The organism is Saccharopolyspora sp. NPDC000995 (assembly GCF_053599315.1).
On the sequence record NZ_JBSFLZ010000111.1, the window covers coordinates 1 to 24084 of the forward strand.

20 protein-coding genes and 1 pseudogene are annotated in these 24084 nt (G+C 66.6%); 11 read left to right on the forward strand and 10 right to left on the reverse strand.

Features of this window, described 5'->3' with window-relative positions; translation table 11 throughout:
* Window positions 1-458: 458 nt before the first annotated feature.
* Both ACWDKQ_RS27780 and ACWDKQ_RS27785 read right to left on the reverse strand, forming a co-directional pair.
* Entirely contained in the window at window positions 459-1823 is a 1365-nt protein-coding gene (locus ACWDKQ_RS27780) for an ATP-binding protein (protein WP_450141719.1), read from the reverse strand.
* Window positions 1823-2518 (reverse strand): response regulator transcription factor, encoded by a 696-nt coding sequence (locus ACWDKQ_RS27785; RefSeq protein ID WP_450141737.1) that lies wholly within the window; start codon window positions 2516-2518, stop codon window positions 1823-1825. The genes ACWDKQ_RS27780 and ACWDKQ_RS27785 overlap by 1 nt, the downstream gene beginning before the upstream one ends.
* A 351-nt stretch (window positions 2519-2869) precedes the next feature.
* On the opposite strand from ACWDKQ_RS27785, the gene ACWDKQ_RS27790 reads away from it, so the two are divergent.
* Entirely contained in the window at window positions 2870-3673 is an 804-nt protein-coding gene (locus ACWDKQ_RS27790; protein ID WP_450141720.1) for a DUF1259 domain-containing protein, read from the forward strand.
* A 90-nt stretch (window positions 3674-3763) separates the two neighbouring features.
* Complete coding sequence (locus ACWDKQ_RS27795; protein WP_450141721.1) at window positions 3764-4774, forward strand: YncE family protein; 1011 nt, start codon at window positions 3764-3766, stop codon at window positions 4772-4774.
* A 62-nt stretch (window positions 4775-4836) separates the two neighbouring features.
* On the opposite strand, the gene ACWDKQ_RS27800 is transcribed toward ACWDKQ_RS27795, so the two are convergent.
* Window positions 4837-5004, reverse strand: coding sequence for a hypothetical protein (locus tag ACWDKQ_RS27800; RefSeq protein ID WP_450141722.1), 168 nt, complete (start codon window positions 5002-5004; stop codon window positions 4837-4839).
* A 345-nt stretch (window positions 5005-5349) separates the two neighbouring features.
* On the opposite strand from ACWDKQ_RS27800, the gene ACWDKQ_RS27805 reads away from it, so the two are divergent.
* Window positions 5350-5877, forward strand: coding sequence for a hypothetical protein (locus ACWDKQ_RS27805; protein ID WP_450141723.1), 528 nt, complete (start codon window positions 5350-5352; stop codon window positions 5875-5877).
* 18 nt (window positions 5878-5895) lie between these two features.
* Here the strand turns inward: ACWDKQ_RS27805 and ACWDKQ_RS27810 are convergent, their stop codons facing one another.
* Window positions 5896-6228 carry a LysM peptidoglycan-binding domain-containing protein gene (locus ACWDKQ_RS27810; protein ID WP_450141724.1) on the reverse strand — a complete coding sequence of 111 codons (333 nt, stop codon included), beginning with the start codon at window positions 6226-6228 and terminating at the stop codon, window positions 5896-5898.
* A gap of 221 nt (window positions 6229-6449) precedes the next feature.
* On the opposite strand from ACWDKQ_RS27810, the gene ACWDKQ_RS27815 reads away from it, so the two are divergent.
* From ACWDKQ_RS27815 to ACWDKQ_RS27830, 4 genes are all read left to right on the forward strand, one after another.
* Window positions 6450-7517 carry a LuxR C-terminal-related transcriptional regulator gene (locus tag ACWDKQ_RS27815; protein ID WP_450141725.1) on the forward strand — a complete coding sequence of 356 codons (1068 nt, stop codon included), beginning with the start codon at window positions 6450-6452 and terminating at the stop codon, window positions 7515-7517.
* 489 nt (window positions 7518-8006) lie between these two features.
* On the forward strand, window positions 8007-8771 hold the full coding sequence (locus tag ACWDKQ_RS27820) for a hypothetical protein (protein ID WP_450141726.1): 765 nt from the start codon (window positions 8007-8009) through the stop codon (window positions 8769-8771).
* 112 nt (window positions 8772-8883) lie between these two features.
* Window positions 8884-10197: a hypothetical protein gene (locus tag ACWDKQ_RS27825; RefSeq protein WP_450141727.1), complete on the forward strand. Its 1314-nt coding sequence runs from the start codon at window positions 8884-8886 to the stop codon at window positions 10195-10197.
* A 5-nt stretch (window positions 10198-10202) separates the two neighbouring features.
* Complete coding sequence (locus ACWDKQ_RS27830; protein WP_450141728.1) at window positions 10203-11309, forward strand: hypothetical protein; 1107 nt, start codon at window positions 10203-10205, stop codon at window positions 11307-11309.
* Window positions 11310-11522: 213 nt separating this feature from the next.
* Here the strand turns inward: ACWDKQ_RS27830 and ACWDKQ_RS27835 are convergent, their stop codons facing one another.
* Together ACWDKQ_RS27835 and ACWDKQ_RS27840 are read right to left on the reverse strand one after the other, a co-directional pair.
* On the reverse strand, window positions 11523-12407 hold the full coding sequence (locus ACWDKQ_RS27835) for a hypothetical protein (protein WP_450141729.1): 885 nt from the start codon (window positions 12405-12407) through the stop codon (window positions 11523-11525).
* 286 nt (window positions 12408-12693) lie between these two features.
* Window positions 12694-13941, reverse strand: a complete 1248-nt coding sequence (locus tag ACWDKQ_RS27840; RefSeq protein WP_450141730.1) for a helix-turn-helix domain-containing protein — start codon at window positions 13939-13941, stop codon at window positions 12694-12696.
* A 742-nt stretch (window positions 13942-14683) separates the two neighbouring features.
* On the opposite strand from ACWDKQ_RS27840, the gene ACWDKQ_RS27845 reads away from it, so the two are divergent.
* Together ACWDKQ_RS27845 and ACWDKQ_RS27850 are read left to right on the forward strand one after the other, a co-directional pair.
* On the forward strand, window positions 14684-14959 hold the full coding sequence (locus tag ACWDKQ_RS27845; RefSeq protein WP_010314108.1) for a hypothetical protein: 276 nt from the start codon (window positions 14684-14686) through the stop codon (window positions 14957-14959).
* A gap of 370 nt (window positions 14960-15329) precedes the next feature.
* Window positions 15330-15617, forward strand: a complete 288-nt coding sequence (locus ACWDKQ_RS27850) for a hypothetical protein (RefSeq protein ID WP_450141731.1) — start codon at window positions 15330-15332, stop codon at window positions 15615-15617.
* On the opposite strand, the gene ACWDKQ_RS27855 is transcribed toward ACWDKQ_RS27850, so the two are convergent.
* Both ACWDKQ_RS27855 and ACWDKQ_RS27860 read right to left on the reverse strand, forming a co-directional pair.
* Entirely contained in the window at window positions 15606-17645 is a 2040-nt protein-coding gene (locus tag ACWDKQ_RS27855) for an oxidoreductase (RefSeq protein WP_450141732.1), read from the reverse strand. The genes ACWDKQ_RS27850 and ACWDKQ_RS27855 overlap by 12 nt on opposite strands.
* 9 nt (window positions 17646-17654) lie before the next feature.
* Window positions 17655-19013 carry an MFS transporter gene (locus ACWDKQ_RS27860; protein WP_450141733.1) on the reverse strand — a complete coding sequence of 453 codons (1359 nt, stop codon included), beginning with the start codon at window positions 19011-19013 and terminating at the stop codon, window positions 17655-17657.
* A gap of 289 nt (window positions 19014-19302) precedes the next feature.
* On the opposite strand from ACWDKQ_RS27860, the gene ACWDKQ_RS27865 reads away from it, so the two are divergent.
* On the forward strand, window positions 19303-21153 hold the full coding sequence (locus tag ACWDKQ_RS27865; protein ID WP_450141734.1) for a GntR family transcriptional regulator: 1851 nt from the start codon (window positions 19303-19305) through the stop codon (window positions 21151-21153).
* A 390-nt stretch (window positions 21154-21543) separates the two neighbouring features.
* On the opposite strand, the gene ACWDKQ_RS27870 is transcribed toward ACWDKQ_RS27865, so the two are convergent.
* Window positions 21544-22704 (reverse strand): PP2C family protein-serine/threonine phosphatase, encoded by a 1161-nt coding sequence (locus ACWDKQ_RS27870; RefSeq protein WP_450141735.1) that lies wholly within the window; start codon window positions 22702-22704, stop codon window positions 21544-21546.
* 125 nt (window positions 22705-22829) lie between these two features.
* On the opposite strand from ACWDKQ_RS27870, the gene ACWDKQ_RS27875 reads away from it, so the two are divergent.
* Window positions 22830-23297, forward strand: a complete 468-nt coding sequence (locus ACWDKQ_RS27875; RefSeq protein ID WP_450141736.1) for a MarR family winged helix-turn-helix transcriptional regulator — start codon at window positions 22830-22832, stop codon at window positions 23295-23297.
* A 244-nt stretch (window positions 23298-23541) separates the two neighbouring features.
* Here ACWDKQ_RS27875 and ACWDKQ_RS27880 read toward each other — a convergent pair.
* Window positions 23542-23718: pseudogene (locus ACWDKQ_RS27880) on the reverse strand (WhiB family transcriptional regulator); the annotation flags it as partial.
* Window positions 23719-24084 lie beyond the last annotated feature (366 nt).

Sequence of the window (24084 nt, forward strand, 5' to 3'; positions counted from 1 at the left end):
CCAAGCACGATCACGATGGCACCACAAACGCACCAGACTCGCCCGCGACACCAAGATCACCCAGGTCAGCTAGCGAATGGCTGCTGCCGTACTAGCGCAGCTGGGTCACCCCGCGTCGGCGCCGCCGTCCACGACTTGCCGGTGTGCCGCGGCCTCGGTGCCGCAGCGAGGACTTGATCGCTGGGCTCGACGGGCGGCCCGGCCGGGCCGTCCTTGAGATGAATGCAGGCCTTGGAATCCCGAGTCCGAGTACGGAAATGCGTCGTTGGCGCGGCGTTGCTTAACGCTCTCGACGGTGATTAGCGTTCGAGATCACTGACGTCCGGGGCCGCGACGGTGTTCAAGCCGCAGCTGGCGTCGCTGAATACGGGCTCGATGAACTTCGGGCTGCAGGAGATGCTCGACCGGCTCGGGGAGTTCCAGCAGACTCCTGCTTGCAGCTGGTGACGCGGTTGTCATCAGCTTCCTCGGTGCGGTGTTGCAGAGGTTGCTGCGGGGAGGGTGAGGATGAAGCTGGCTCCGCCGTCGTCGGTGTTGGCGGCCGTGGCCCGGCCGTCGTTGCGGCGGGTCAGGGCCGCTGTGATCGCCAGGCCCAGGCCGGTGCCTCCGGCGGTGCGGGCGTCGTCGGCTCGGGTGAAGCGGTCGAAGGCCCGGGGCAGGAATTCCGGGTCGATTCCGGGGCCATGGTCGCGAACTTCGATGGTCACCGCGTTGTCGGCGGTTCCAGTCGCGTGGATGGCGATGGGTGGGGCTCCGTGCTGGAGGGCGTTGTCGAGCAGGTTGCGCACAGCCCGGTCGAGGTCGTCGCGGTTAGCCAGAACGGCCACGCCGGGTTCGCAATCCAAGGTGATGTCATGCCCGCCGGGGACGTTTCGGTACCGGTCCGCGGTGGTTCCGAGTAGCGCGTGCAGTTCCACGGTGCCGCGTTGAACTGGGCCGGCGGACTGGTCCGCGCGGGCGAGCAGGAGGAGGTCTTGAGCCAACCGGGAGAGCCGTTCGGTCTCCTCCAGGGCGGAGCGCAGCGCCGCTTCCAGCTCGTCGGTAGTGCGCGGTCGTTGGAGGGCGAGTTCGAGTTCGGTGGTCAGCAGGCTCAGCGGGGTGCGCATTTCGTGGCTGGCGTCGGCGACGAACCGCCGCTCGCGGTCCAGCGCCGCGTGCAGGCGGTCCAGCATATCGTTGAGGGTTGTACCCAGTCGGGAGATCTCATCGCGGCTTGTCGGCAGGGGTAGCCGTTGCACGGGGGCTTCGGCTGTGATCGTGGCGGCTCGCGCACGCATGCGTTCCACGGGCCGCAGCGACGCCGTGGCCAGCAGGTAGGCCCCGAATGCAGCGGCTACCAGTACCAGCGGCAGGAAAACCGCCAATTCCCCCGCCAAGTCCGCGACGGCCGCGTCGCGATCGGTGAGGCTCACCGCCGCCACCACGATCCGCGAGCCGCCGGCAGCCGGGGCGGCAGCGATCCGTACCGGTCCGCGCAACGATCCGGCGTTGGGATGCTCGGTGAGCAGTGGGCCTCGCTGAGCCGCGACTAGCTCGACAGGGCTCAGGAGCGCGTGATCCGCCGCCTCGCGCGAGCTGGCGACGATCCGTCCGCCTTCCAGGACCTGGGCGGCCCAACCCCGGGCGTTCGGCAACGCGGGCGAGGTGGTGTCGGCGGCGGCCTGGACGTCGCGCAGTTGGTACTGCAGGGCCTGCGTGATCGATTCGTCGAGGGATGATCGCGTATTAGCCACGGTGCCGGCTCCAGCGCCAGCGAGGACCACGGCCATCGTCAGCGTGAACGCGGCTGTCAGCCGCCACCGGATCGGCCACCGCCTGATCATCATCGCCTCGCGCGCTGGCAGCCGCCATCGGCGCGCAACCGGTAGCCGGCTCCGCGCACCGTTTCCAACGAGACGACGCCGAAGCGCCGGTCGATCTTCTCGCGCAGGGCTCGGATGTGGACATCGACGACGTTGGAGCGCGACTCGTAGGCGAAGTCCCAGCAGTGCTCCAGCAGCACCTCGCGGGTCAGGACCATGCCGGGCTGCCGCAGGAACTCCTCCAGCAGCGCGTACTCCTTGGCGGTCAGCCCCACCTCGCATCCGCCTCGCCAGCACCGTCGACTGGCGGGTTCCACGCGCAGGTCACCTGCGGTGAGGACGGTGGGCCGCAGCGAAGGGCCTCTGCGGGTCAGCGCCCGCAGCCGAGCGAACAACTCCCGCAAGTGGAACGGCTTGGTGAGGTAGTCGTCGGCCCCGCTGTCGAGCCCCGTGATGCGGTCGCCAACCGCATCACGCGCGGTGAGCATCAACACCGGCACCCACGTGCCCTCGTCGCGCAGCCGCCGGCACACCTCGAGCCCGGACAGCCCGGGCAGCATCACGTCCAGGACCACGGCGTCGTAGCTGCGGCTCACCGCCGCGCCGTAGCCCTCCGGGCCATCGGTGGCGACATCGACCGCGTAGCCTTCCTCGACCAGCCCTCGACGCAGCAGCCCCGACATCTTCGGCTCGTCCTCGACCACCAGCACCCGCACGTCGCCCACCCCCTGGGTCCGGCCCTGTCGGGCCTGGCGGGGACTGCGCTTCATCGGTACTTCATGTCCACCCGATATCCCTGGACACGTGACCACGGTCGCACAGACCCCGAGGCGGAGGAATCCCCCGCGAGTGAAGACCAGAACCAGAATGCGCAGACCGGAATGGGGACGACGATGCCGAGCACCGGGCGAACACTTCCTCATCGCGCTGCGATTGCCGTCGCGGCGCTACTGCTAGCGGCGCTGGCCGGATGCGGAGGCGCACCGACCACCGGGAGCCAGACGGAGCAACATGCCGGCCCTGCCCAACATCAACCGATCGTCACAACGGATGCGGACTGGAAGGCGGTGTCCGATGTGTTGGGCCGCACCGGCAAGCTCAGCGATAACAACACCGTTTACCGCGTGGCCCTCACCCGCTCGGACCTCAACGTCGTCTCCTCAGGCGTCGCGATCAAGCCAGGGCTGTCCCTGGGCGGTTACGCCACCTTCACCAAGTACGACGACACCACGATGCTCACGGGCGACCTCGTGGTCACCGAGACAGAACTGCCCAAGGTCACCGATGCCTTGCAGGCACGCGGAATCGAGCAAACAGCGCTGCACAAACACCTGCTGGAACAGTCGCCACCGGTGTGGTGGACCCACATCCACGGCATGGGAGACCCCACGCACCTCGCCCAGGGCGTGCGCGCAGCGCTGGACGCCACCGCGATCCCACCCGCCGCCGCTGCACCGGCTCAGCAGCCACCAATCGATTTGGACACTGCCGGGATCGACAACGCCTTGGGACGCAAGGGAAGCACTGATGGCGGGATCTACAAGTTCACCATCGCCCGCAACGGCGTCGTCCAGGACAGTGGGCACGTCGTCCCGCCGAGCACGGGGGTCAACACCGCGCTGAACTTCCAGCCCGTGGGCGGCCGTAGGGCCGCGATCAACGGTGACTTCGTCATGACCGCTCCCGAGGTCCAGAACGTGATCCAGGCGCTTCGCAGGGGCGGAATCACCGTGGTCGAACTGCACAACCACAGCCTGACCGACGAGCCCCGGCTGTTCTACATGCATTTCTGGGCCGTCGACAACGCCGTGGCACTCGCCAAAGCACTGCGGGCCGCAGTCGATGCCACCAACGCCAAGCCAGCGCAGTAGCGACAATGCGGCGAAGGTGGTCGGAGTCACCGGGGGGAGGCTGGATTGCGATCAGCTCACTGCGCCCCGTCGCGGCGCGCACGTTGGACGTTGTCGTCGACCGGGGTCTTCGTCGCAGCGTTGGGGATAGCACTGGCCGCAGCCTGTTCACCGCCGCCGCCACCCCCGACGGCGGTGGCCCTGCCGTTGCGCGCCGTGGGCGAGGTGGAGCTACCCGGGAGCAGCTCGCGATTTGACTACGCCAGCATGGATTCGCAACGCGGACTGCTCTTCGCGGCGCATCTCGGAGCCGGTGAGGTCGTCGAGGTCGACGTACGCGCGCACCGCGTGGTGCGTGTGATTGCGAACGTGCCGCAAGTTCACGGTGTGCTCGTCGTTCCCGCACTTCACCGGGTGTACGCCACGGCAACCGGCAGCAACGCGATGGTCACGATCGACGAGGAAACCGGTCAGGTGATCAACCAGACCCCGACCGGCGCGTATCCCGACGGCTTGGCGTTCGACCCGCGCAGGAATGCCGTCTGGACCACCGACGAACGCGGTGGTACGGAGACCGTCATCGACGCCTCCAGCGGCACTGCACGGGGCACCGTCTCTCTGGGCGGGGAGGTCGGCAACGTCGCATACGACCCGGTCGCAGATCAGATGCTGGTGGCCGTCCAAGCCCACGACGAGCTGGCAGTCATCGACCCCACCAAGCTCACCGTCACCAGAACGATCCCGCTGCACGCCTGCGACCACGACCACGGGTTGGCGCTGGCCCCACCGCAACGACTGGCGTTCGCAGCCTGCGACCGCAACGACGAGCTGCTGACCGTAGACATCGACACCGGTGCGGTCGTCGGGACCACACCGGTCGGCCACCAACCCGACGTCCTCGCCTACGACCCGAGCGCCCACCGGTTGTACGTGGCAGCAGAAAGCGGCTGGCTGACGGTGTTGGACCAGCACAACCAAGAACTGGAGGTGAGGGGCTCAGGTCATCTCGCCGACAACGCGCACGTGGTCACCGTGGACCCCACCACCCACCACAGCTACTACCCCGTGCCCAGCGGAACGAGCGGCCACCCCGCCCTGCTGGAACGAGAGCCCGTAGGCTGACCAGGACATCGCAATGCGCCGCTGCGAAGGTGCTGCGCAGCTTCGCCGAAGCCATGCAAGGGTCATTCGCCTTCTGTTGCGGTATCGGCGTGTTGCCGCAGTTCGACCTCCACAGTGGAAGCCTTCGCCCCCTGCTCACAAGGAGTCGGCTTCCTGATTCCTGCTTGCTGCTGCGGTCCCTCGGCCGGTTCGGAGGAATGTTCCCGTGGTGTCTGCTTTCCCTGCGTCATGACATCGTCCTTCGGGCATAATGCAACGACCGGACTGACTGAGCATCCGTCCCCTCCTCATTCCCCCGTGGCCGGTGCGGTAAACCACGGCTACCGGCCGTACGCGAGACGCGGACCGCGACCGCGCTGGTCTGGCGGGTCGAGAGCACACCTGGTGCGCACTGTCCGCTGTGCACAACAAGGACCTCGTTGTTCACAAAGCCCAAAGCGAAACCCAGCGAAGTATGGCCGGTGGTGCCAGGAGTCGTAGCCGCTCGGCGAGGCGGTAGCACCGTAGCCCCCACGGTCTGGTGGAACTTGACGGTTCCGGTTCCACCCGCTCACGCTATGGGGCTCGGCGGTTGGATGTTCGACGGAATCGACCGCTTCTTGATGCCCGGCGCCTCCGGTAATCCGGACGTATCCGGCCTCGGCTTCCGCTACGACGAGGACGAGGACGAACGCTGGTCGACCCCCAACCCCACCGGCCGGGCCGGGGTCTTCGAGGCGTACTGCCCACCGCACTACCCCGAAATGGCGGCTGCGGTCGAGGCATTCGCCCAGCGCAAGTTCGGGCCCGGCGGCCCGTTTCACCACGACGCCCCGGGCGCCTGGACCGACACACCCGGATTCCGCGGAAGCGCCCTAGACCACGACGACGAGTTCAAGGAGTGCGTCGCTCTCCAGGCCCAGTACGTCCTCGACGCCTTCGGGAAGTTCCCCGCGACGGTGCCGACGGTGTTCATCCTGAACTACGTCCAGGCGCACCACCTCGACCTCGACTTCTACGACCAGTTCTTCAAATCCGGGGCGTACCTGCGCACCCACGCCACGCACATGCAGAAGTGGCACGGCCGCGGAGAGGGCCTGGAAAGCCCTCATCCGCGCCCGTGATCTCGGCATCCGGACCGCTCACTGCGCCCCCGCCGATGCGCTTTGCGGAATGCAGATCGTCTGTCCAATCTGGATGAGATTCGGATTGGCGATGTGGTTGTAGTACCCCAGGCGCTGCCACTTCACGTGGTTGTGCTCACCGATCTCGGAGAGCGTGTCCCCGTCCCGCACGGTGTAGGTCTTGCACACGTTCGAGCCCGTCGACAGGCGCAGAACTTGACCCGGGAAGATGAGGTTTGCGTTCTCGATGTTGTTGATGCGCTGGAGTTCCTTCCACGGAACGTGGAACCATTCACCGATCTCGGAGAGCGTGTCGCCCTCCTGCACCGTGTAAGTGTTGCAGTTCGTCATTGTTCAGCCTCCTCGTGCTCAATTTGCGCGCTCGGCGCACGGGTACGCCGTGTCCATGTAAGACGCAGCCCGCGTGCCAGGGCAATGAGCAGCGGGATCCATTGAGGATTCATCCGCGAACATGACCGGTGCGCCGCGAGGCGGGCGTTGCTACACGTGTTAGCAACGGTTCGGCCGCCCGTGGTCAGGGGCCTTCGCTCGAACCAGATCGGGAAGGGGTGGTGTCGATCGCACGGGTACGCGGCGCTCTTTTCGCCATGGCGAACACATCCTCCACGAACAGGAACTCCGACGAGGATACGGAATATTCCCTCTGTCCGGATGTGCTTCGTACACGGCACCGCTTCATGCGTGCCGCCGCAACAGTTGAATGCGCTGGCTCTTCTGTTCGAAATGCAATTTTGGGACAATGTTATTCGCATTCTCATCCACGGCAGACCGAGCAGTCGGCGAACGAGGACCAATTGCCGTACCCGCAACAAGCCTCGGCTCGGTATTCTGAACTGGAGCCAGGCGCGCGATGTCTGGTGAGCAGCAGGAAGGCCGGCGGCGCGGCACCGGGGTGGTGCACAATGATCGAGCTCATCATCGTTGCCGCGACGAGGTTCTACCGGGAGGGGTTGGCGCTCGCGCTGCAGAACGTCGACGGATTCGCGGTCCTGCCCACCCTTGAGCGGCCGGAGGAACTGGAATCCGATCTGACCGCGCGCAAGCACTCAGTGGTGCTGCTTGACATCGCCGACTTGCCGGACGGTCCGAGCGCCGTGATCGCCTTGCTGGCAAGGAATCCCGGGCTGCGGATCATCACCTTGGGCGTTTCCGAGCAGGAATATGACATCCTTGCGTATGCCGAGTTGGGCACGGCCGGTTACCTGACACGGGAACATTCGATCTCCGAACTGATTCAGACGGTAAGCAGCGTTGCCAATGGGGAGTTGCGTTGCTCGCCGCGCGTTGCCGCTGCCCTGTGCCGCAGGGTGGCCGAACTGTCGGCGGAATTGCAGCCCAGTCCGAACGCGGGGGTCCTGAGTCGCAGGGAGGTCGAAGTCGCTGTGCTGCTGGAACAGGGATTGTCCAATCAGGAGATTTCCAGGCAGTTGTGCATCGCCTTGGCGACTGTGAAGAACCACGTGCACAACATCCTGGACAAGCTGGGGTTGCAGGGTCGTGCCGCGGCTGCTGCCTGGGCCCGGCAGCAGCGTCTGGAGCACTCCGCGCTGGTCCGTTCCACGCCGCACCAGGCCCTCCCACCCAATAACAGATCGCATTCCAACTGCCGCCCGGATTAGCCCGAGGGAGGTGATTCCATGGCGCAGCTTGTTACCGTCGGACCACAGATGTTGGCTGATGCCAGGGGTAATGATGTCCGGGCATGATGTCGTCGCAGAAGACTGCGCCACGAACGCGATCTGCCACAGATCGAGGAAGAGTTGAACGACGGCAACGCAGTTGTCGTCCGCAAGATCGCGCCCGGGCGCTCGCAGTACATGACGAAGCCAGTCGTCGGTGCCGAGCCGGGCGAGCTGCCACGGCTCGAGGCGGAGTCGCGCGGTCGCCTGGAGGAGTTGGTCCCGGCCGTACGCTCCGCTGTCCGGAAGCTCGTGCGCGACGGCCTCTGGCGGCTCGGCCGACGGGCCCAATGGTTCGCTGTGGGTGGACCGCCTGGATCCTGTTTGGATCGATGTGTTCATTGCTGCCGCTCGCGCGCCACGGGCTTACTGGTCGTGCCCGCCCGCGTTCCAGCGAACGAGCTGCCGTGCAGCGAGAGTGGAGGAATCATGCGGTACCGCCCGATCGATCGAGATCCAGATGACCAGCGCCTGGGGCGTTTCCTCCCCGACGATTGGCGCCACGTCGAGCAATACCCGTTGACCGCCGCGAGCCAACCCGCGGAGGTACCGGTGGTGATCGGCATCAACTGGTACACCGAATTCGACCGCCCCCAGGCGGGTCAGGACGGTGTTCCGTTCGTGGCCCGGGAGGGGGCGAAGTCGCTGACCAAGATTCGGGGCGGGCACGCCGTGTGCCTGGAACCCGGCGGGGAACCCGACCGCGAGGAGTGGTGGAAGTTCTACGACCAGGGCAGCGAGGGCGCCTGCGTCGGATTCGCCTGGACCCGGTGCATGACGATCCTCAACGACGAGTTGTACACGGCCTGGTGGTTGTGGGATCGGGGCAAGGAACGCGATCAGTGGCCCGAGACCAACCCGGGCGATTCCAACGGGACGTCCTGCCGCGCCGCGGCCGAGGTCTTGGCCTCGGCTGGGCACGTCGACTGGGAGAATTCCTACGCCAACGACGACTACACCGAGCGCGCCCGCTACGTCGCCGACGCAACCGACGGCATCAAGGTGTTCCGCTGGGCAGCATCGGTTGATGACGTGCATGCCGTGCTCGGTAACACTCACGCGGATGAGGTGGGAGCCGTGCCGATCCTGAACTCCTGGGGCACCGACTACCCGCACCGGGTGTGGATGCCGGACGAGGTCCTGGATCGGCTGATGCGGGAAGACGGCGAAATCGCCGTACCGACCGACCGCTAGCCGGGCCCAGCCCTTGCGGGGCCCATGAGCCGCGCTGAACCTGCTGGATCCTTTTTGGTCCCTGCAGAACCGTTTCTGCGTGGTGGGAGCGCCTGCGACCTGGGGAGCAGAGATGGGGTCACATCTCGGCGATGTGCCGTACTGGGAGGTCGAGTTCAACGCTGCGGGGGTGCTCCGCCAGGGTGGAAACCTGCCCGAGACCACCGCGGGGCTGCGTGAGCTCTTCATCTTCAGCCACGGCTGGAACAGCTCCTTCGACGGGGCACGTGACCTGTACGCGGCGATGTTCGGACTCATCGCGGGGACCCTCTCGGCCGAGGAGCGGGCGAATACGGCGTTCGTCGGCGTGCTGTGGCCCGCACTGCTGTTCCCCGAGGACGCCCCGGCAGACACCGGCCCGCCGGTCCCGAGGTCATCGGCGACGCAGTCCCTAGGAGCTCTGGCTTCCCCACAGCCCACCGGGGAGACGTCCACCGGTGCCGACCTCGCGAAGGCGCTCGCGCCTGCCTTCCCGAACCAGGAGGAGCGGCTGGAGGAGATCGGCCAACTGCTCGATCGGCAGCCGCAGGACCGGGACCGGCTCTTGGAGTTCCTGCGCCTGACGAGAGGACTCGTGACCACTTCCAGCAACGCCCCGGAGGACGCGGGCGAAGCAGCGGTGCTCAGCGCACCGCCGGGACGGGTATTCGACGCGATGGCGGCCCTCGCACCCGTCGACGGTGGAAGTGAGCGGGCGCTCAACCCGTTCGGGCGGATGTGGCAGGGGGCGCGAGAGGCGTTGCGGGTCCTCAGCTACTACGAGATGAAGGAACGCGCCGGGGTGGTCGGCCGCGACGGCCTCGGCCCCCTGCTCGGGCAGGTGGCGCACACTATGCCCGGCGTGCGCGTGCATCTCCTCGGCCACAGCTTCGGCGCCCGGCTCGTTTCGTTCGCCCTCAGCGGGCTCCCGCCTGAGCTGCATGGCGCGAACAGCCCGGTCAAATCCCTGTACCTGCTGCAGGGCGCTTTCAGCCACTTCGCGTTCGCACCGCGCGCTCCGGTGCGGGACGGCGCCGGTGTGCTGGCCGATTGCGTCGACCGGGTCGACGGTCCGCTCGTGTGCACGTTCAGCGAGGCCGACCGAGCAGTCGCCTGGTGGTATCCCAACGCCAGCAGGCTGGCCTGGCAGGACGCCGAGTTGGTGGACCGGATCAACTACCGCTGGGGAGCGATGGGCTACGACGGCTACCAGCAGAGCGGGACCCAGATCATCAAGATGGCCCAGCAGGGCACGGACTACGGGTTCCAGCCGGGCGTGTTCTACCGCCTCGACGCCAACGACGTCATCAACCGGAACTTGTCCTGCTTCGCCCAAGCCCACTCCGACATCCGGCATCCGGAAGTGGCGTGGGCCGCGGTTTCGGCCGCTCGATCGTTGCGCAGGTGAGAGCGATGAACGCCCCGCGAACCGTTTCGCGACGAGACCCCGGTTGGCGATGGCCTTGGGGATTTAGGGCACTCGCACGCATCGACGAGCTGAGGGCATTCGTGGACTGGGCGGAGAACTGCTCCGCGCCGAGTGAGTTGTGCACCGAGAAGTTGGCGGCCCACGCCCGCGACCACCTCGATTGCGCTCACAGCGATGTCCTCGACACTCGGTGGCCGCGGCGGGCACACGGGGTGGACGGCACGCTCGCCCACATCCACGCGGCCCACGTCCTCGTGCTCCAGATGGTTTCGCTCGAAGATCTTCACAGCATGCTGGCCGACCTCCTCATGCTGATCGAGGCGAGCATGCCGCCCGAGGACAGGCGCCGGTTGGCCGTCGAGCGGATCTTCAAGAGCTCCGAGGGCGGCAGACTCACCCAGTCTCAACGTCAGACCGTGATCGACGCCGTGCGCGAGGCGTACCGGGCTCAGGAGCGCGAGGTCGTCCGCGAGCGCAGTTTCTCCCAACTGGTGTGGTGCTGGGCCATCGGCCTGCTCGGCATAGCTGTCACGATCGCGATCTTCAGCGCGCTCGTTCCGACGTTGGTGCCGATCTGCTTCGGGCCCACCCCCAACGTGGCGTCAGCACAGGTTCTCGAGCCACCTCGCGGACTGATAGTCGTGTGTCCGCTCGGTCAACACCCATTCACCGGTGATATGGACTTGAGCTCGGAGTTGGCCGCGTCGAGTGGCGACTACGCAGTCGTCGAAACCGTCGGGTTCGTTGCGGCGGCGTTGACCGCTGCCGCAGCGCTGCACCAGCTCAGGGGCAAACCGACCGCGTCCAACGTGCCGCTCGCGCTCGCGTGCCTCAAGCTCCCGGCCGGTGCCTTGACAGCCGTGCTCGGGCTCCTACTCATGCGCGGCGAATTCGTCCCCGGTTTGACGTCCCTCGATTCATCGGCGCAGATCATCGGCTGGGCCGTCATCTTCGGAGCTGCACAACACCTGTTCACGAAGGTCGTCGACGCCCGAGGCCAAGAAGTCATGGAGGCGGCGCCAAGTCCACAACCCGCGCCGACGCCCCGAGGGGCACCGGCGCAACGAGAATCTCTCCACGGCCCAGCGTGACGCCAATACCTGCGGTGCCTGGCTCGATGCTCGGAGCACGGTGGAACCGGGGTCCGGCTGCGCCTCCGGCCCCCCGAGGTGAGTGGCACAGTCACCTCGGGGGCGCCCCTCACCTCGCTCCCCAACGCGTTGCGCCGCATAGGGGTGAATTCCCGATCGGCTCGTTGCGCAGCGCCGGGTGCCGGTTCGGCGGAACCGGCACCCGGCCTTTCCTCACCGGGAGAGCGAGCAGCTGACCGCACCCAGTATCAGCACCGAACGGTCCACCTCGGTGCGGGTGCCGTTCTCGATGACGTAGCTCGTCACCTCCACCCGCCAACCGGAAGCGACGTTGACCTCACCGGTCCGCCACTGGTCGGTGTCGATCAGGTCCACCGGTCCGGTCGCGCGGCGCACCAACACGTCCGCGAACTGCGGCAGGGCCTGCTGCTCCATGGTCGAATTCGGCAACCGCAACGGCATCCCGTTCACCCGGTACGCCTCATCCCCGATGGGCACGGGCACTGCGGCCAGCATGCGGTCGGGTTGGCGGATCCAGAGCCGCGCGGCGGTGGTTCGAGCTGAGACGTTCTCCGCCGACCGGCAGTCGGCGTGACTGCGCACGTCGTCCAAGTACAGCCACCGGTGGTCCGCGGTGTCGTCACCTAGCGCGTTCTGCGCCTCCAGCATGTAGTCAGCGCGCACCGTCGCACGGGGCACCGACGTGCCGCTGAGTTCTGCGGTCGACTCGAAGAACTCGTCATCGGTGGTGCCCTCCGGTCGGGTGCTGCTGCTGAACGCGCCCCTGTCGGTGTTGACGTGCATGAACCACGAGGTGCCGGTAGACAGCGGACCGACCGGGATGAAGTCCGAACGGGCGGCGTTGGACGGCGCCCGGACGCCCACCACCCCCGGCTCCAGCGGTGAGCGGTAGACCTCGTCGAACGTGTCCGCGCCATCGAGGGTCGGGACGTGGTACGCGCCGGTGAAGGCGTAGGCGACCGGGCCGGTGAGTTCGTCCACCGGGCCCGCCGAAGCCCATGCCATGCCCGGCAAAGCGATGGTGATCGCGACGACGCCGATGGTCGCTGCGCGTCGGCGGAGGCGGGAAACCCGCATCGATGTCTCCTTGCTGCGTCAGGGAATTCGTCAGCAGCGACACGTTCGGCTACAGCCCGCGGTTGCCTGCGCCCGTGGCACAGCCACTTTCGGCCGAATGATCCGACGGCGACCCGCGTCCTCGACGATGGCCAGGTTCAGCGAAGACTGGAGGCACAGGCTCGTTGCCATTGCTGGTGAGCAGCTCATCACCTCGTCGTCCAAGGCTGGAACTGCTCGGAGGGAGCCGCACTTCGCCTGCAAATTGCCCTACGGTGGCCCCGGTGAAACGACCGGGGCCACCGCGTCATGCGGCGACGCCTAAAAAAGCGGAAAGCTCCCGAAGGTCAGCCTTAATAGACCTTCTCTCTCGCTGAAGCATTCCGCGCAACATGCCGTGAACGCGACTGGTAAAGATCAATTGTTCAGGAGCTACTTCTTTTGCTTCCTTGAGCAGGTCCAGCGCTTCGCGGTATTTCCTGCGGAGGTAGAAAGACCGCGCCACGGTAATCAAATGCGACGTGCGCCGTTCTGCTAGTTCGGGCGGCAGGCGGCCACTTAGAACCGAATCCGACAGACCGATCGCGCGGGAAGGGTCTCCCATTTCCAGGGCGAGCCATACTCGATGAATCGCGACGTTCGTCGGTCCAAATGCTAGCCAGAAATCGTTGCGATCCTGCCCGATGCGTTCTGCGGTACGTTCAATCTCACGAAGGCAATCCCGGGCCGCTGAATGGTCGTTCATGGTCGCCGCTCCAACCGCACCTTTTAGCAACAAAGAACCGTACATGCTGAGGTGCTCAGGACTGGCATTTTTGTCGTTTCGGCGGAGCGCGTCCGCTGCGGCAATGGGCACATCAGTGGATTCGGCGAGACGTCCAGCGTGGCGCAGAACAACGGCTAATCTCCATGCTCCGCCCGCTATCAGGAGTGAGTCTCCCGTTTGTTCTGCTGCTGCCATAGATCGTTCTGCGGCGACCCACGGCAAGCGTGTTTCGCCGAGGCGATCCAGCATTCCGCTCGTTACGCGATAGACGAGAGCTTCCAAAGTCTTCGCCTCGCGCTTACTTGCATCGCTGTCGGCTTGGCGGACCGCGTGAAAGCTATCTGCGATCATCTCGGGCACCAGAGGTGCCATGCGTGACCACTGCTCGGTCTGAGAGCAGACAAAAGCGAACGAGATGGACCTTTTGAGCTCGTCTGTGTTTATCGGATCACGCTCGGGAACCCCAATAAGCGACGCGATTCCGTCATACCTGAGCATCGCGGTTTCAATCGCTGGCACCACTTCAGGAGCAGTGCCCAACGTTGCGCCATTGGCGCCCGGTCGCGGCGTGGAATGGAATGGTCCCGGCAGAAGTTTGGTTGGCTCGAGTTTTAGCGCTTCCGCGACTCGCAGAATCGTTGATAGCTTGTCCAGGTCACGAGCACCACGCTCGATCTGCGACAACCATTCCTCGGAACGCCCAAGCAAACCGGACAGAACCGCTTGACTGTAGCCGCGTCGCCGCCGGTAGTAGGCGATGCGTTCGCCGACTGTCGCTTCATCGTCCAACCGCATGCGTATCAGGGTACGGTGCATCCGATCGGGTGCCCCAACAAAACGTTGGGGTTCATCGAGCTTTCGCCCCCTAAGTTCGTGGCCAGGGCGGTCTCCGCCGTTGAAAGCCCCCCGACATCGGCGGGGACCGCCAAACCAAGACCAAGCGGTGCGGAAGGAAAACGGGCGTGAAAGCGAGAAGTTCAGCGGGCAGTACGCAACTGTTTGCGGACCAAGCGGAACCGTCTGGTGCTGTCCGGAATGTATGGACTGATCATCTCGGGGCTGTCCATGAGCGGAAGCCTGGCACGACGCAAACGAGGTGTGGGCTCGTCATGGGCGTTGTCTCCAACCGGCTGCTCTCTGCCCGACCTTGCGAGGCATGCGTAAGCGAAGCACTAGCCGAGTACGCCCGTACCCACGACTGTCGAGCGAGCGGTTGCGGACTCTTGTGCGCACCAGAGTTCGCCCGGGGCGTTCACCGCCAGTCAGGTTGATCTCAGACTCGTCAGACTCGGCTCGGTTCGTATGTGTGCTGCGCCCCGACACGCGGCGCACTCCTCCCCCTTTTCGAACCGGGCCATCGCGGCCGGTTGGCAAGCTGTTCGGGTCCTTCCTGACTTGCCAACCGGCCGCTCCCGCCTCACCGGCAGACCCCCGGACGGTCGATTGACCTGATACTGCCTGTCCGGACGATCGATCACGTAAAGTGAGGGGAGGTGTTCAACCATCGTGCCGAGCCGAGGAGCAACCGAGTATGGCAACCGTCCGCGTGCACCCGATCCAGCTTGAGTACAGCGTTGCGAAAGACGACACACAGACATGCAACCTGTGCGGTGCCGAAGAGCGTTGGACGTCGAAACAACAGCCTACGGTGTTCGGGGACGCATTGAAGCGATCGCTGCACCTGGTGCACCTGGTGAAGGCACACCTGCCTGACGTCCAAAACACCTTCACGCCCGCTGAGCGGAAGAAGGAGAAGGACATCGATGCTGGGCAGACGACAGCCACCGTCGGGCAAGCCGAAGGATGAGTTCGAGCGGGACATCGATCACTGGTCGCAGGGTGACGACAAGGTAGAGGGCCTGGTTAACACCGACAACGACGACTGATCAAGCCCGGACAGCAGCGAGGCCCCGCACCCGATAGCCCACGGTGCGGGGTCTCGTCGCATCAACAGCCTTGCTCGCAACGACTGCAGGCAGTATCGACGGTCCAGCAGCGATTTTTTTGATCATGGGCATCAGCGGCGGATATCGCGAGGAAGGCCACTACTTCATAGCCAATTTCGCCCGAAATCGGCGACAGCCTCTATATCCGGTCAACGTTGCTTGACGCGGCACTAGACTAGCTGGCGGTCTGCCGACGCCGACATCCTGCCCGAGGACTCCAGGATCAAGACCATGCTGGGGCTCCTGTTCGAGGACGAGGCATCGCTGGAGACGATCCGCGAGTTCGGTGACCACCCCGACGTAATCGGCTTCCTGGTGACCTACCAGCGATACGCCGGGGTGCATCGAAATGAGTACATGAAGCTCTACGCCGGGCTCGAGGAACGCGGACTCCCGCTGGGATCCACGCCGGCCCCTCAAGCGTTGGAGCTGCGAGCAACCCCTGGCGAATTGACAACGTCAACCCCTGTGCAACGGCGCGTTTCCCCGCAACGCCGGGGCCTGTTCTCATACGGCTGAGCAGAGCCGGAATGCGTCCAGCACAGCGGCGTGCACGTTGCGGCTGCTGACCGCGTCGCCGATGCGGAACAGCTGGAACCTTCCGTCCTCGTTGCGCAGCCGGTCCTGCGGTGATCGGTCGAGGAGCTTCGCGTAGTCGATCTCGCCTTCGTTGGTCGAGTGCGGTTTGAGCTGCTCGTAGAGCTCTGCGTTGGGCAGCGTTCCGTGCTCGACGACGACGTGGTCGAAGCGACGGGTGAACGAGCGGCGGATCGGATCGCTGGTGAAGGTGGCCAGCAGCGCGTCTCCGTCGCGCTCCACTCCGACCAGCCGGTGCATCAGGCTGATGCGGACGTCGTGGTTGAGCATCGTGCGGAGGTACGGCGGTGCGTTGACGCTGCCGACGTCGACAGCGACCGTCCGCTCCGGACTGGCCCACTCCACCTGCGCCGCGCTGCCTGCCAGCAACTCCACGACGTCCAAGCCGGGATGCCCGCCGTGGTCGTCGTAGACCAGCACCGAGCCGGTCGGGAGCACGGCACCGGAGATGACGTCCCACGTGTCGTGCACCAGATCCGCACCGAAGTCCAGGAAATCGGTGTTCGGCACTCCCCCGGTCGCGATGATCACCACATCGGGAGCCGGCCCGCGGAGCTCATCGGCTTCGACGAGGTGGTTGAAGTGGAACCGCACCCCCGCGCGGGTGCATTCGGCCACCCGCCAATCCACGATGCCGATCAGATCCCGCCGCCGCTGTACACGGGACGCCAAGCGCAGTTGGCCACCGGGCTCGGGAGCAGCCTCGAACACCGTGACGTGGTGGCCGCGTTCGGCCAGCACCCGCGCGGCCTCCAGACCGGCAGGACCGGCACCGACGACCACCGCGTTCTTGGCTTGCGGCGCTGCGCTGATCCGGTGCGGGAGGCGGAGCTCCCGACCGGTTGACGGGTTGTGGATGCAGGAGGCGGGTTCTCCGATGTAAGCGGCGTCGATGCACATGCTGGCCCCTACGCAAGGACGGATCCGTTCTTCTTGCCCGGCCTCGATCTTGGCGACCAGGTGCGGGTCGGCCATCAGGGCACGCGTCATACCGACGAGGTCGAGCAGCCCCTCGTCGATGGCGTGCCGCGCGGTGGCCACGTCCGCGATCTTGGCCGCGTGCATGATCGGCACGCCGATCTTGCGCTTCACCCGGGCGGCGAGGTCCAAGTGCGGTGCCGAGGCCTCGCCCATCGGGGGAATCACGTCGGACAGGCCGCTTTCGGTGGCGATGTGGCCGCGGATGACGCTGATGAAGTCGATCCCCGCGTTCACCACCACCTCAGCGATGGCCAGGCCCTCGTCCTCGTCGACACCACCGGGGAGTTGTTCGTCGACGGCCATCCGGATGCCGACGACGAACTCATCGCTGACCGCGGCGCGTATCGCGGCGATGACCTGGAGGGGGAAGCGCATCCGGTTGTCGAAGGAACCGCCGTAGTCGTCGGTGCGGTTGTTCAGCGCGGGAGACCAGAAGGTGTCGAGCAAGTGCCCGTAGGCCTGGATCTCGATGCCGTCGAGGCCGCCCGACTCGCAGCGCGCGGCGGCGGCCGCGTAGTCGGCTGCAATGCGTTCCAGGTCGGCCAGTTCGGCCTGCTTGGTGAATGCGCGGTGCGCCGGTTCGCGGAGGTTGCCGACCGACACCGTGGGAAGCCACGACTCGGTGTAGTTGCTGGTGCGGTGGCCGAGATGCGTGATCTGGCACATGACCGCCGCGCCCTCGGCATGCACCTCGTCGGACAACTGCCGCAGCCACGGCACGATCTCATCGGAGTACAGGTGCAGGTTGCCGAACGACGGCGGACTGTCAACGCTCACCACCGAGCTGCCGCCGATCATGGTCAGGCCAACCCCACCGCGCGCTTTCTCGACGTGGTAGGCCCGGTACCGCTCGGTGGGCATGCCGTCCTCGCCGTAGCCGGGCTCGTGCGAGGTGCTCACCATCCTGTTGCGCAGGAGTAGGTTCTTGATCCGGAACGGGGTCAGCAGCGGGTCGCGGGTGACTGACATCGATTTCTCCTAGCTGGCTCGTACTTCGGGCTGCTGCGGGACGGCAGCGGATTCGTGCAGCGCCTGCCCCTTGGTCTCCGGGGCCCAGGCCACGCACATCGCGGTTCCGATGACCGAGAGCCCAGCCCCGACGAGCATGGTCGGGCCGAGCCCGATCGCTTCCAGCCCGACCGGGAGCAGGTAAGTGCCCGCAGCCGCACCGACGCGGCTGATCGCGCTGGCCACACCAACCGCGGACGCCCTGATGTCGGTGGGGAACAGCTCTGTCGGATAGATCCACTGCAGGATGTTGCCGCCGCCCTGGGCGAGAGCGTTGACGACGAAGATCAGGATGGCCAGTGCGGCGGCCATACCGGGGAACGAACCCAGCGCTGCCAGCGACACGGTCACACCCGCGAAGGTCCAGATGATGACGGGTCTGCGCCCGTAGGTCTCCACCCACCTGATGCACGGCACGCAGCCGGCCAGGGTGACCAGGCTGACCACCATGGACCACAGCAGCGCGGTGTCGCCTGCTTCGAACCCGTAGGCACCGAGGATCACCGGGTAGAAGGTCCAGATGGCGAACGCGGGCGCGACCTGGCAGAACCAGAACCCGCCGACGAACAAGGTGCGCCGCAGGTAACCTCCGGTGAACACATCGGACAGTCGAGAGCTCTTCGCCGGTTCGGTCTCCGCCAAGCGCGCGAGTTCCTGCTCCGTCGGAAGGCGGCCGAACGCCGTGCGAATCGCTACCGCCGCGTCCTGCGGGCGGTCGTGGCGCAGCAGCCAGCGAGGGGATTCCGGTGTTCCGATACGGGCCAGCAGGATGATCAAACCCGGTACCGCCGCACTGGCCAGGACCCAGCGCCACCGGTCCGCCCCGCCGGCGGCAGCCACGAGGTAGCCCACCGCGTAGGACGCGGATGCACCCACGAACCACGCGGCGACCAGGGCTCCCATCGTGCGGCCCCGTCGGTGCGCGGGCAGCCATTCGGCGAGCAACGACGTGGCGATCGGGTAGTCGGCCCCCACCGCCACCCCGGCGACGAAGCGCAGCAGGACGAGTTGCCACGCCTCAGTCACGAACAACGACAGCGCCGAAGCGGCGACGAGGGCGATCAAGTCGATGGTGTACATGACCTGCCGGCCGACCCGGTCTGTCACCCAACCGAATACGAACCCGCCGACCAGCACGCCGACCAGCGCCGCGGCACCGACCAAGCCCTCGGTGAAGGACGTCAGCCCCAACTCACGCGTTGCCCCGGTGATGGCCACGCCGATGACGCTGAGGATGTAGCCGTCGAGGAACGGCCCGCCGGCGGAGAGGAAGAAGAGCTTGCGGTGGAAGCGCCCGTAGGGCTGGTCATCAATGATGGAATTGCTCAAGACAAGCTCCTGCATCGCAGGCCCTGCTCGGGCGCGGCAGACGCGCAGAGCACCGACTGCGGGGTCCGGAACCTCCGGCCCGCGCAGAATGCGTCCCGTGCGTTCGCACCGCGGGAGCGGGCGGTGTCGTTGTGGTCGAAGCGAGCTCGCGGTGCCTTGTGGGTGCCGGCGGCGTGGCCACCGGATAGCGACGAAGTATGCGAACGGTCCGAGTTGTCAACAATGCCCGTGGACATTTGTTGAGCACCGCTGTTCACCCGAACCAGAAGTTCGCCTACACTTCCCTGCCATGGTCGGCAGGCCCCGCAATGCCGTGGTCCTCACCGATACCGAACGGACCGCACTGCTGAAGTGGACCCGCAGCCGCACCTGCTCGCAGGCCCTCGCGCTACGGGCCCAGATCGTGCTGTGCTGTGAGCACGAGCGCACCAATACCGCGGTGGCCCAAAGCCTCGGCATCTCCCGGGACGTGGTCGGCAAGTGGCGGTCCCGCTTCCTCGACCAACGGCTGGATGGCCTGCACGAGCAACCCCGTCCAGGACGGCCTCGCGCGGTCGACGACGACGCGGTCGCGACCGTCCTCGTCCGCACGCTCGCCCCAGCCCCGGGTGCCAGGAACGTGTGGTCGACGCGTTCGATGGCGGCCGAGACCGGCCTGAGCCAGACCACCGTGAACCGCATCTGGCGCGCCCACCACATCCACCCGGCGCCCGGCTCCTCCCCGCGGCAAACCGGCAAGTCGTCGCTGCTACCGGCGGAGATCCACGACGTGGTCGGCCTGTTCCTCGACCCCCCGGTGCGGGTACTAGCCGTCTCGGCCACCCCGCACAGCACGCCCCTTCTCGATCGACGGCCGGCCGGCCGCAGCGTGGACCGGCGGCGCGCCGAAACGCGCAACCTGTTCGCCGTGGCGAACGCCTTCGCCTCGCTCCGGGGCGTAACCACCGGAACGCCCAGGGACGGCACTCCCCTGCGCGAATTCCTTGAGCACCTCGACCGCACCGTGGCCGCCAGCATGAACGTCCACCTGCTCGCCGGCGGCCTGGACGAGTCGGCTCTGCCAACGGTCGACGAGTGGCTGCACGAGCACTCGCGCTTCCGCTGCCACAGCGCACCCGACCGGTTGTCTTGGGCCGACGAGATCGACTTCCTCCTGGCGAACAACCCGCTGCCCGCCCACGAGAACCTGTTCGGTTTCGCCGCGTCGCTGACCAAGGTCCGCAACGACGTCCGGGCCTGGTGCAGCACCTGGACCCCGCGCACGAGCCCGTACTCGTGGGCGAAGAGCCCTCGCGCCCTGTGGAGCGGTGCCGCCGCCAACCGCGGCATTGATAACGACTCGAAACCTGTGGGCGCTACTACGTCGGAGCAACCCGGACCCGATCTGGAGCCCACCAGCGCGATACCGGACGATTCGGCCACGGCATCCGGAACCACCGACCGGGTCGTGCACCTGGTGCGTGCAGCACTCGCCGCAGGCCAGTACCACGCCGGGGAGCGCGTCAAGGAAGCGCCGCTGGCCGCCCGGCTGGGGGTTTCACGGGGCCCGATCCGCGAAGCCCTGCGCGTACTGGCCGAGGAAGGAATGCTCGAGCGGCTCCCAAACCGCGGAGCCGCAGTCCCCGACGTCAGCGCGACGAACATCCTCGACCTCTACGCGGTGCGCGCCTCGCTGGGATCGCTGGTGATGCGCCGGGTCGCGGTGCTCGGTCAGGCCCATCTCCAACCGGTCAACACGGCCCTCGCCGAGGTCCGCGCCGCGGCGCGGAACAGCGACGACGTGCGCATCGGCGAAGCCGACCTGTGCTTCCAGGACGCGATCGCGCGGACCGCGAACTTGCCGCAGGCCTCCTCGTTCTTCGAACGCCTCACCATGCGCCTGCGGATGTTCATTTCCGTCCTACGACTGGGCTATGCCGAAGCCGGCGACTTGATCGCCCGCGAGAACGCCGTGATCTTCGACGCGCTCCGCAACGGCGACGGAAACGAAGCCGCGCGCCTCTGGCGCGTGAAAGTCGAACGCAGCGTCCGCTACATGGTCGCGCAGCTACCGCGGGACCACTTCGACCCGGACCTCTGGATCACCATCGCGGGCAAGCCGAACCCGCGCCCGGGCGACCCGCGAAACTTGCCGCGCTAGTCGACCGATCCGCGGCCCTCGGAGCGTCCTTCTCCTGGCAGGCCAGCCGACCCGATGAGTCCCTGTGGACTCGCGCTGCCGTCTGATCAGCAACGATGACCACGGTTGAGGCGTCCTCCCCGAGTCGCAGGGCAACGAAAAACGAGCCCGCTGGAAACCCACACCAGACCATCGCCGACCAGGTCGGTGTGTCGCAGATGCAGGTGTCCCGGTGTCCCGCATCCTCAGCCGCACCCTGGGACACCTGCGGAAGAGGCTGGACAAACCAGCTCGCCCGGACGAGTAGGAGCTCCAGGCGCTTGCCCGACCTGCCGCGTTCGCGGCGACGGGAGCTCACCGAGTCTCATCGAGTGCTGGTCGACTGTCGCGGCCGGCAGTCGACCAGCACGGTCACAGATCCGTCCCGTTCCAGTCCAAGCACACCGCTACGGCGTCGTCGTCCAGATCGTGGTCTGCCAAGAAGACGCGGAGATCGCTCATCAACGCGCGAACGGATTCGGCCGGCGGCAGCAGGCGACTGGCGCGCAGTGTCCGTTGCAGCGAGGCGACGTCGTAGTTCCGCGACGCTCGGGCTGCCGCGTAGACGCCGTCGGTGAGCACGAAGAGCCGGTCGCCGGGTTCGAGTTGGAACTCCTGGGCCTGGTATTCGGTCTCCTCCAGCATCCCGAGCGGGAGCTGGGCGTCGAGCTCGATGAGCTCGATCTCGTCACCTCGCACCCGCCACATGCGCGGCGACCCGGCATCGACCACCCGCAGCCGACCAGTGCGCAGGTCGAGCTCGATCAGCAGCGTGGACACGCACTGCTTGCCGACGTGGTACGACCAGATCGCTTGATCGGCGAGGGCGGCCTGGTCCACCAAGTCCGCTCCGCCGCGTCGTGCGTTCCGCAACGCGGTGATGGCGAGCGTCGTCAGCATCGACGCGGTCAGGCTCTCCCCCATCCCGTTGGTGACCGCGACGCTGAGAGTCCGCCCGTCCTGGCTCCAATCGAAGTTGTCGCCCCGCACGGCGTACGCCGGTTCCAACTGTCCGGCAAGCCGGAAGGAACGCGTCTCGACCGAGCGCACCGGCAGCAGCTGCCATTGCATCTCCGCTGCCAGCGTCAGCCAATGCCGCCGGCGCACCCGCCGGTAGCGGTCAGTGACCACCTCGGCGGTGAGCACCAGCCCGGCGACGACTTCCGCGACATCCAGCAGCTCCGCGCGAATCTCGGCGGACAGGTCCTCATCGGTCACCAGCTGCAGCACTCCCATCCGGTCGCCGCGGACGGCGAGCGGGAGGTGCAGAGCAGTTCGGCCTTCGTGCTCCCCGACGATCGCAGCCTGGTCGCGATAGGCACGTCCGGCGGCAGTTCCAGCGAGCGGGATGCTGGGAGCATCGCGGTGCACGACCGGCTCCAGAACCACGAGCCGGAGGTCGACGAGGAACATCTCGCAGTCCCGGATCCCATAGTTCTCCCGCAGGGCCTCGCCCAGGACCTCGGCCACTTCCTCGGGATCGGCCTCCCGCAAAGCGCGTTCCACCAGCTCCCAGCGCGTGGGTGTGCTCACCGCATCTCCTGCTTCCATCCACTGCCCGGCAAGATGCCGAGCGACCTCGTTGCTCCACGTGAGAAGATGTCACCGAGCCGGGACGCACGCCGATGCAGCCTGCCCGCAGGAGGGAGTACGACCTAGTGCGCCAGTCCGACCCGCTGCCGGACGAATTCCTCGATGACGTCGAAACCGCCGCTCGCGCGCTCGTCGTGGTGTGGGGACGCAGCGCGGAACGGTTGCGCCCGAAGGTGTCGCCGTCCCAACTGCGAGCGCTGATCGTCGTGGACCGCCACGCGACGATCAACCTGATGAGCCTGGCCGACGAGCTCGGTTCGATCCCGTCCGTAACGAGCCGGTTGTGCGATCGCCTCCAGGCAGCCGGACTGCTCGTGCGCGAAGTCAGCGTCGGCGACCGCCGGGAAATCGTCCTGAAGCTGTCGAGAGACGGGCGGCGGCTGTTGCGCCAGTTCCGCCGCGACCGCAAGGCGGACTTGGAGGCCGTGCTCCAGCAGATGAACCCGCGCAGCAGGAGCGCACTGCGCACCGGGCTGGAAGCCTTCTACTCCGCCGCCAACGAACTCGGAATCCCGGACCGGGAGCTCGCCTGAGGCTTCGGCTGGCAAGGCCCCCGTCGCCATCGGGCGCGATCAAATGTGCCGGACTCATCGACCACAACCTCACGTCCATGCCATTCGCTTGCCGCCTGGCAAAGAAGTTACCCTGCGCATCCAACGAGCCCGCGCGCAGGGCCGGTCGATACGGCCCTTTTCGGCTCCCCTCGTTCAGGGGAGGCCCCCCGAGACCCGCACAAGGTGCCGATCGGCCACGAAGGTGCGCAGTTTGGTCCTGCCCGAGCCCGCCCCACACGCCGTACGGCTCCCGCACGGTAAACGGGTGTTGGAGGCAACGCTTTCGCTCCAGGCATTCCGAGCAGATCTGCCGGGGACGTCGTTCACGGCGCTCACGCGCAGATCCCCACTCGTTCTCCGGATGGAAGAAGACGTCACTCGCCATCCCGCGGCACGAGGCCCGGCGCTGCCAGTCCCATTCGCAATGGGTACAAGCACCGGCTTCACTTGGCGCATCGGCTCTCCTTGCGCTCCGGGGAAGTGCCCTTCGCCACGGCACCGGCGATCAGGCCGAAGACGACCCAGCGGAGGGCTTCCAAAGCGTGCGCCTCCCGCAGTGTGCACGAGGGCTCGTCCGCGTGCCGCGGGCACCCCGGAGGCGATCAGGGCATTCGGCGTCGCAGGTCCCAACTCGGCCTCGACCGCGGGCGATTCGCGCGGACGGCGGCGGGCCTAGTCCTCAAATAAGCGAGTCGGTCACTGTGGGGGCGGTAGTAGCCGAAATGATCACTTTGGCGTGAGCGTGGGATATGCCGATGAGTGGTGG

Coding starts and splice junctions, on each gene's coding strand:
- ACWDKQ_RS27850 (WP_450141731.1), top strand. CDS start 15,330: ATGCTGGGGCTCCTGTTCGAGGACGAGGCATCGCTGGAGACGATCCGC.
- ACWDKQ_RS27805 (WP_450141723.1), top strand. CDS start 5,350: ATGTTCGACGGAATCGACCGCTTCTTGATGCCCGGCGCCTCCGGTAAT.
- ACWDKQ_RS27820 (WP_450141726.1), top strand. CDS start 8,007: ATGCGGTACCGCCCGATCGATCGAGATCCAGATGACCAGCGCCTGGGG.
- ACWDKQ_RS27800 (WP_450141722.1), bottom strand. CDS start 5,004: ATGACGCAGGGAAAGCAGACACCACGGGAACATTCCTCCGAACCGGCC.
- ACWDKQ_RS27810 (WP_450141724.1), bottom strand. CDS start 6,228: ATGACGAACTGCAACACTTACACGGTGCAGGAGGGCGACACGCTCTCC.
- ACWDKQ_RS27865 (WP_450141734.1), top strand. CDS start 19,303: ATGGTCGGCAGGCCCCGCAATGCCGTGGTCCTCACCGATACCGAACGG.
- ACWDKQ_RS27780 (WP_450141719.1), bottom strand. CDS start 1,823: ATGATCAGGCGGTGGCCGATCCGGTGGCGGCTGACAGCCGCGTTCACG.
- ACWDKQ_RS27825 (WP_450141727.1), top strand. CDS start 8,884: ATGGGGTCACATCTCGGCGATGTGCCGTACTGGGAGGTCGAGTTCAAC.
- ACWDKQ_RS27845 (WP_010314108.1), top strand. CDS start 14,684: ATGGCAACCGTCCGCGTGCACCCGATCCAGCTTGAGTACAGCGTTGCG.
- ACWDKQ_RS27835 (WP_450141729.1), bottom strand. CDS start 12,407: ATGCGGGTTTCCCGCCTCCGCCGACGCGCAGCGACCATCGGCGTCGTC.
- ACWDKQ_RS27855 (WP_450141732.1), bottom strand. CDS start 17,645: ATGTCAGTCACCCGCGACCCGCTGCTGACCCCGTTCCGGATCAAGAAC.
- ACWDKQ_RS27830 (WP_450141728.1), top strand. CDS start 10,203: ATGAACGCCCCGCGAACCGTTTCGCGACGAGACCCCGGTTGGCGATGG.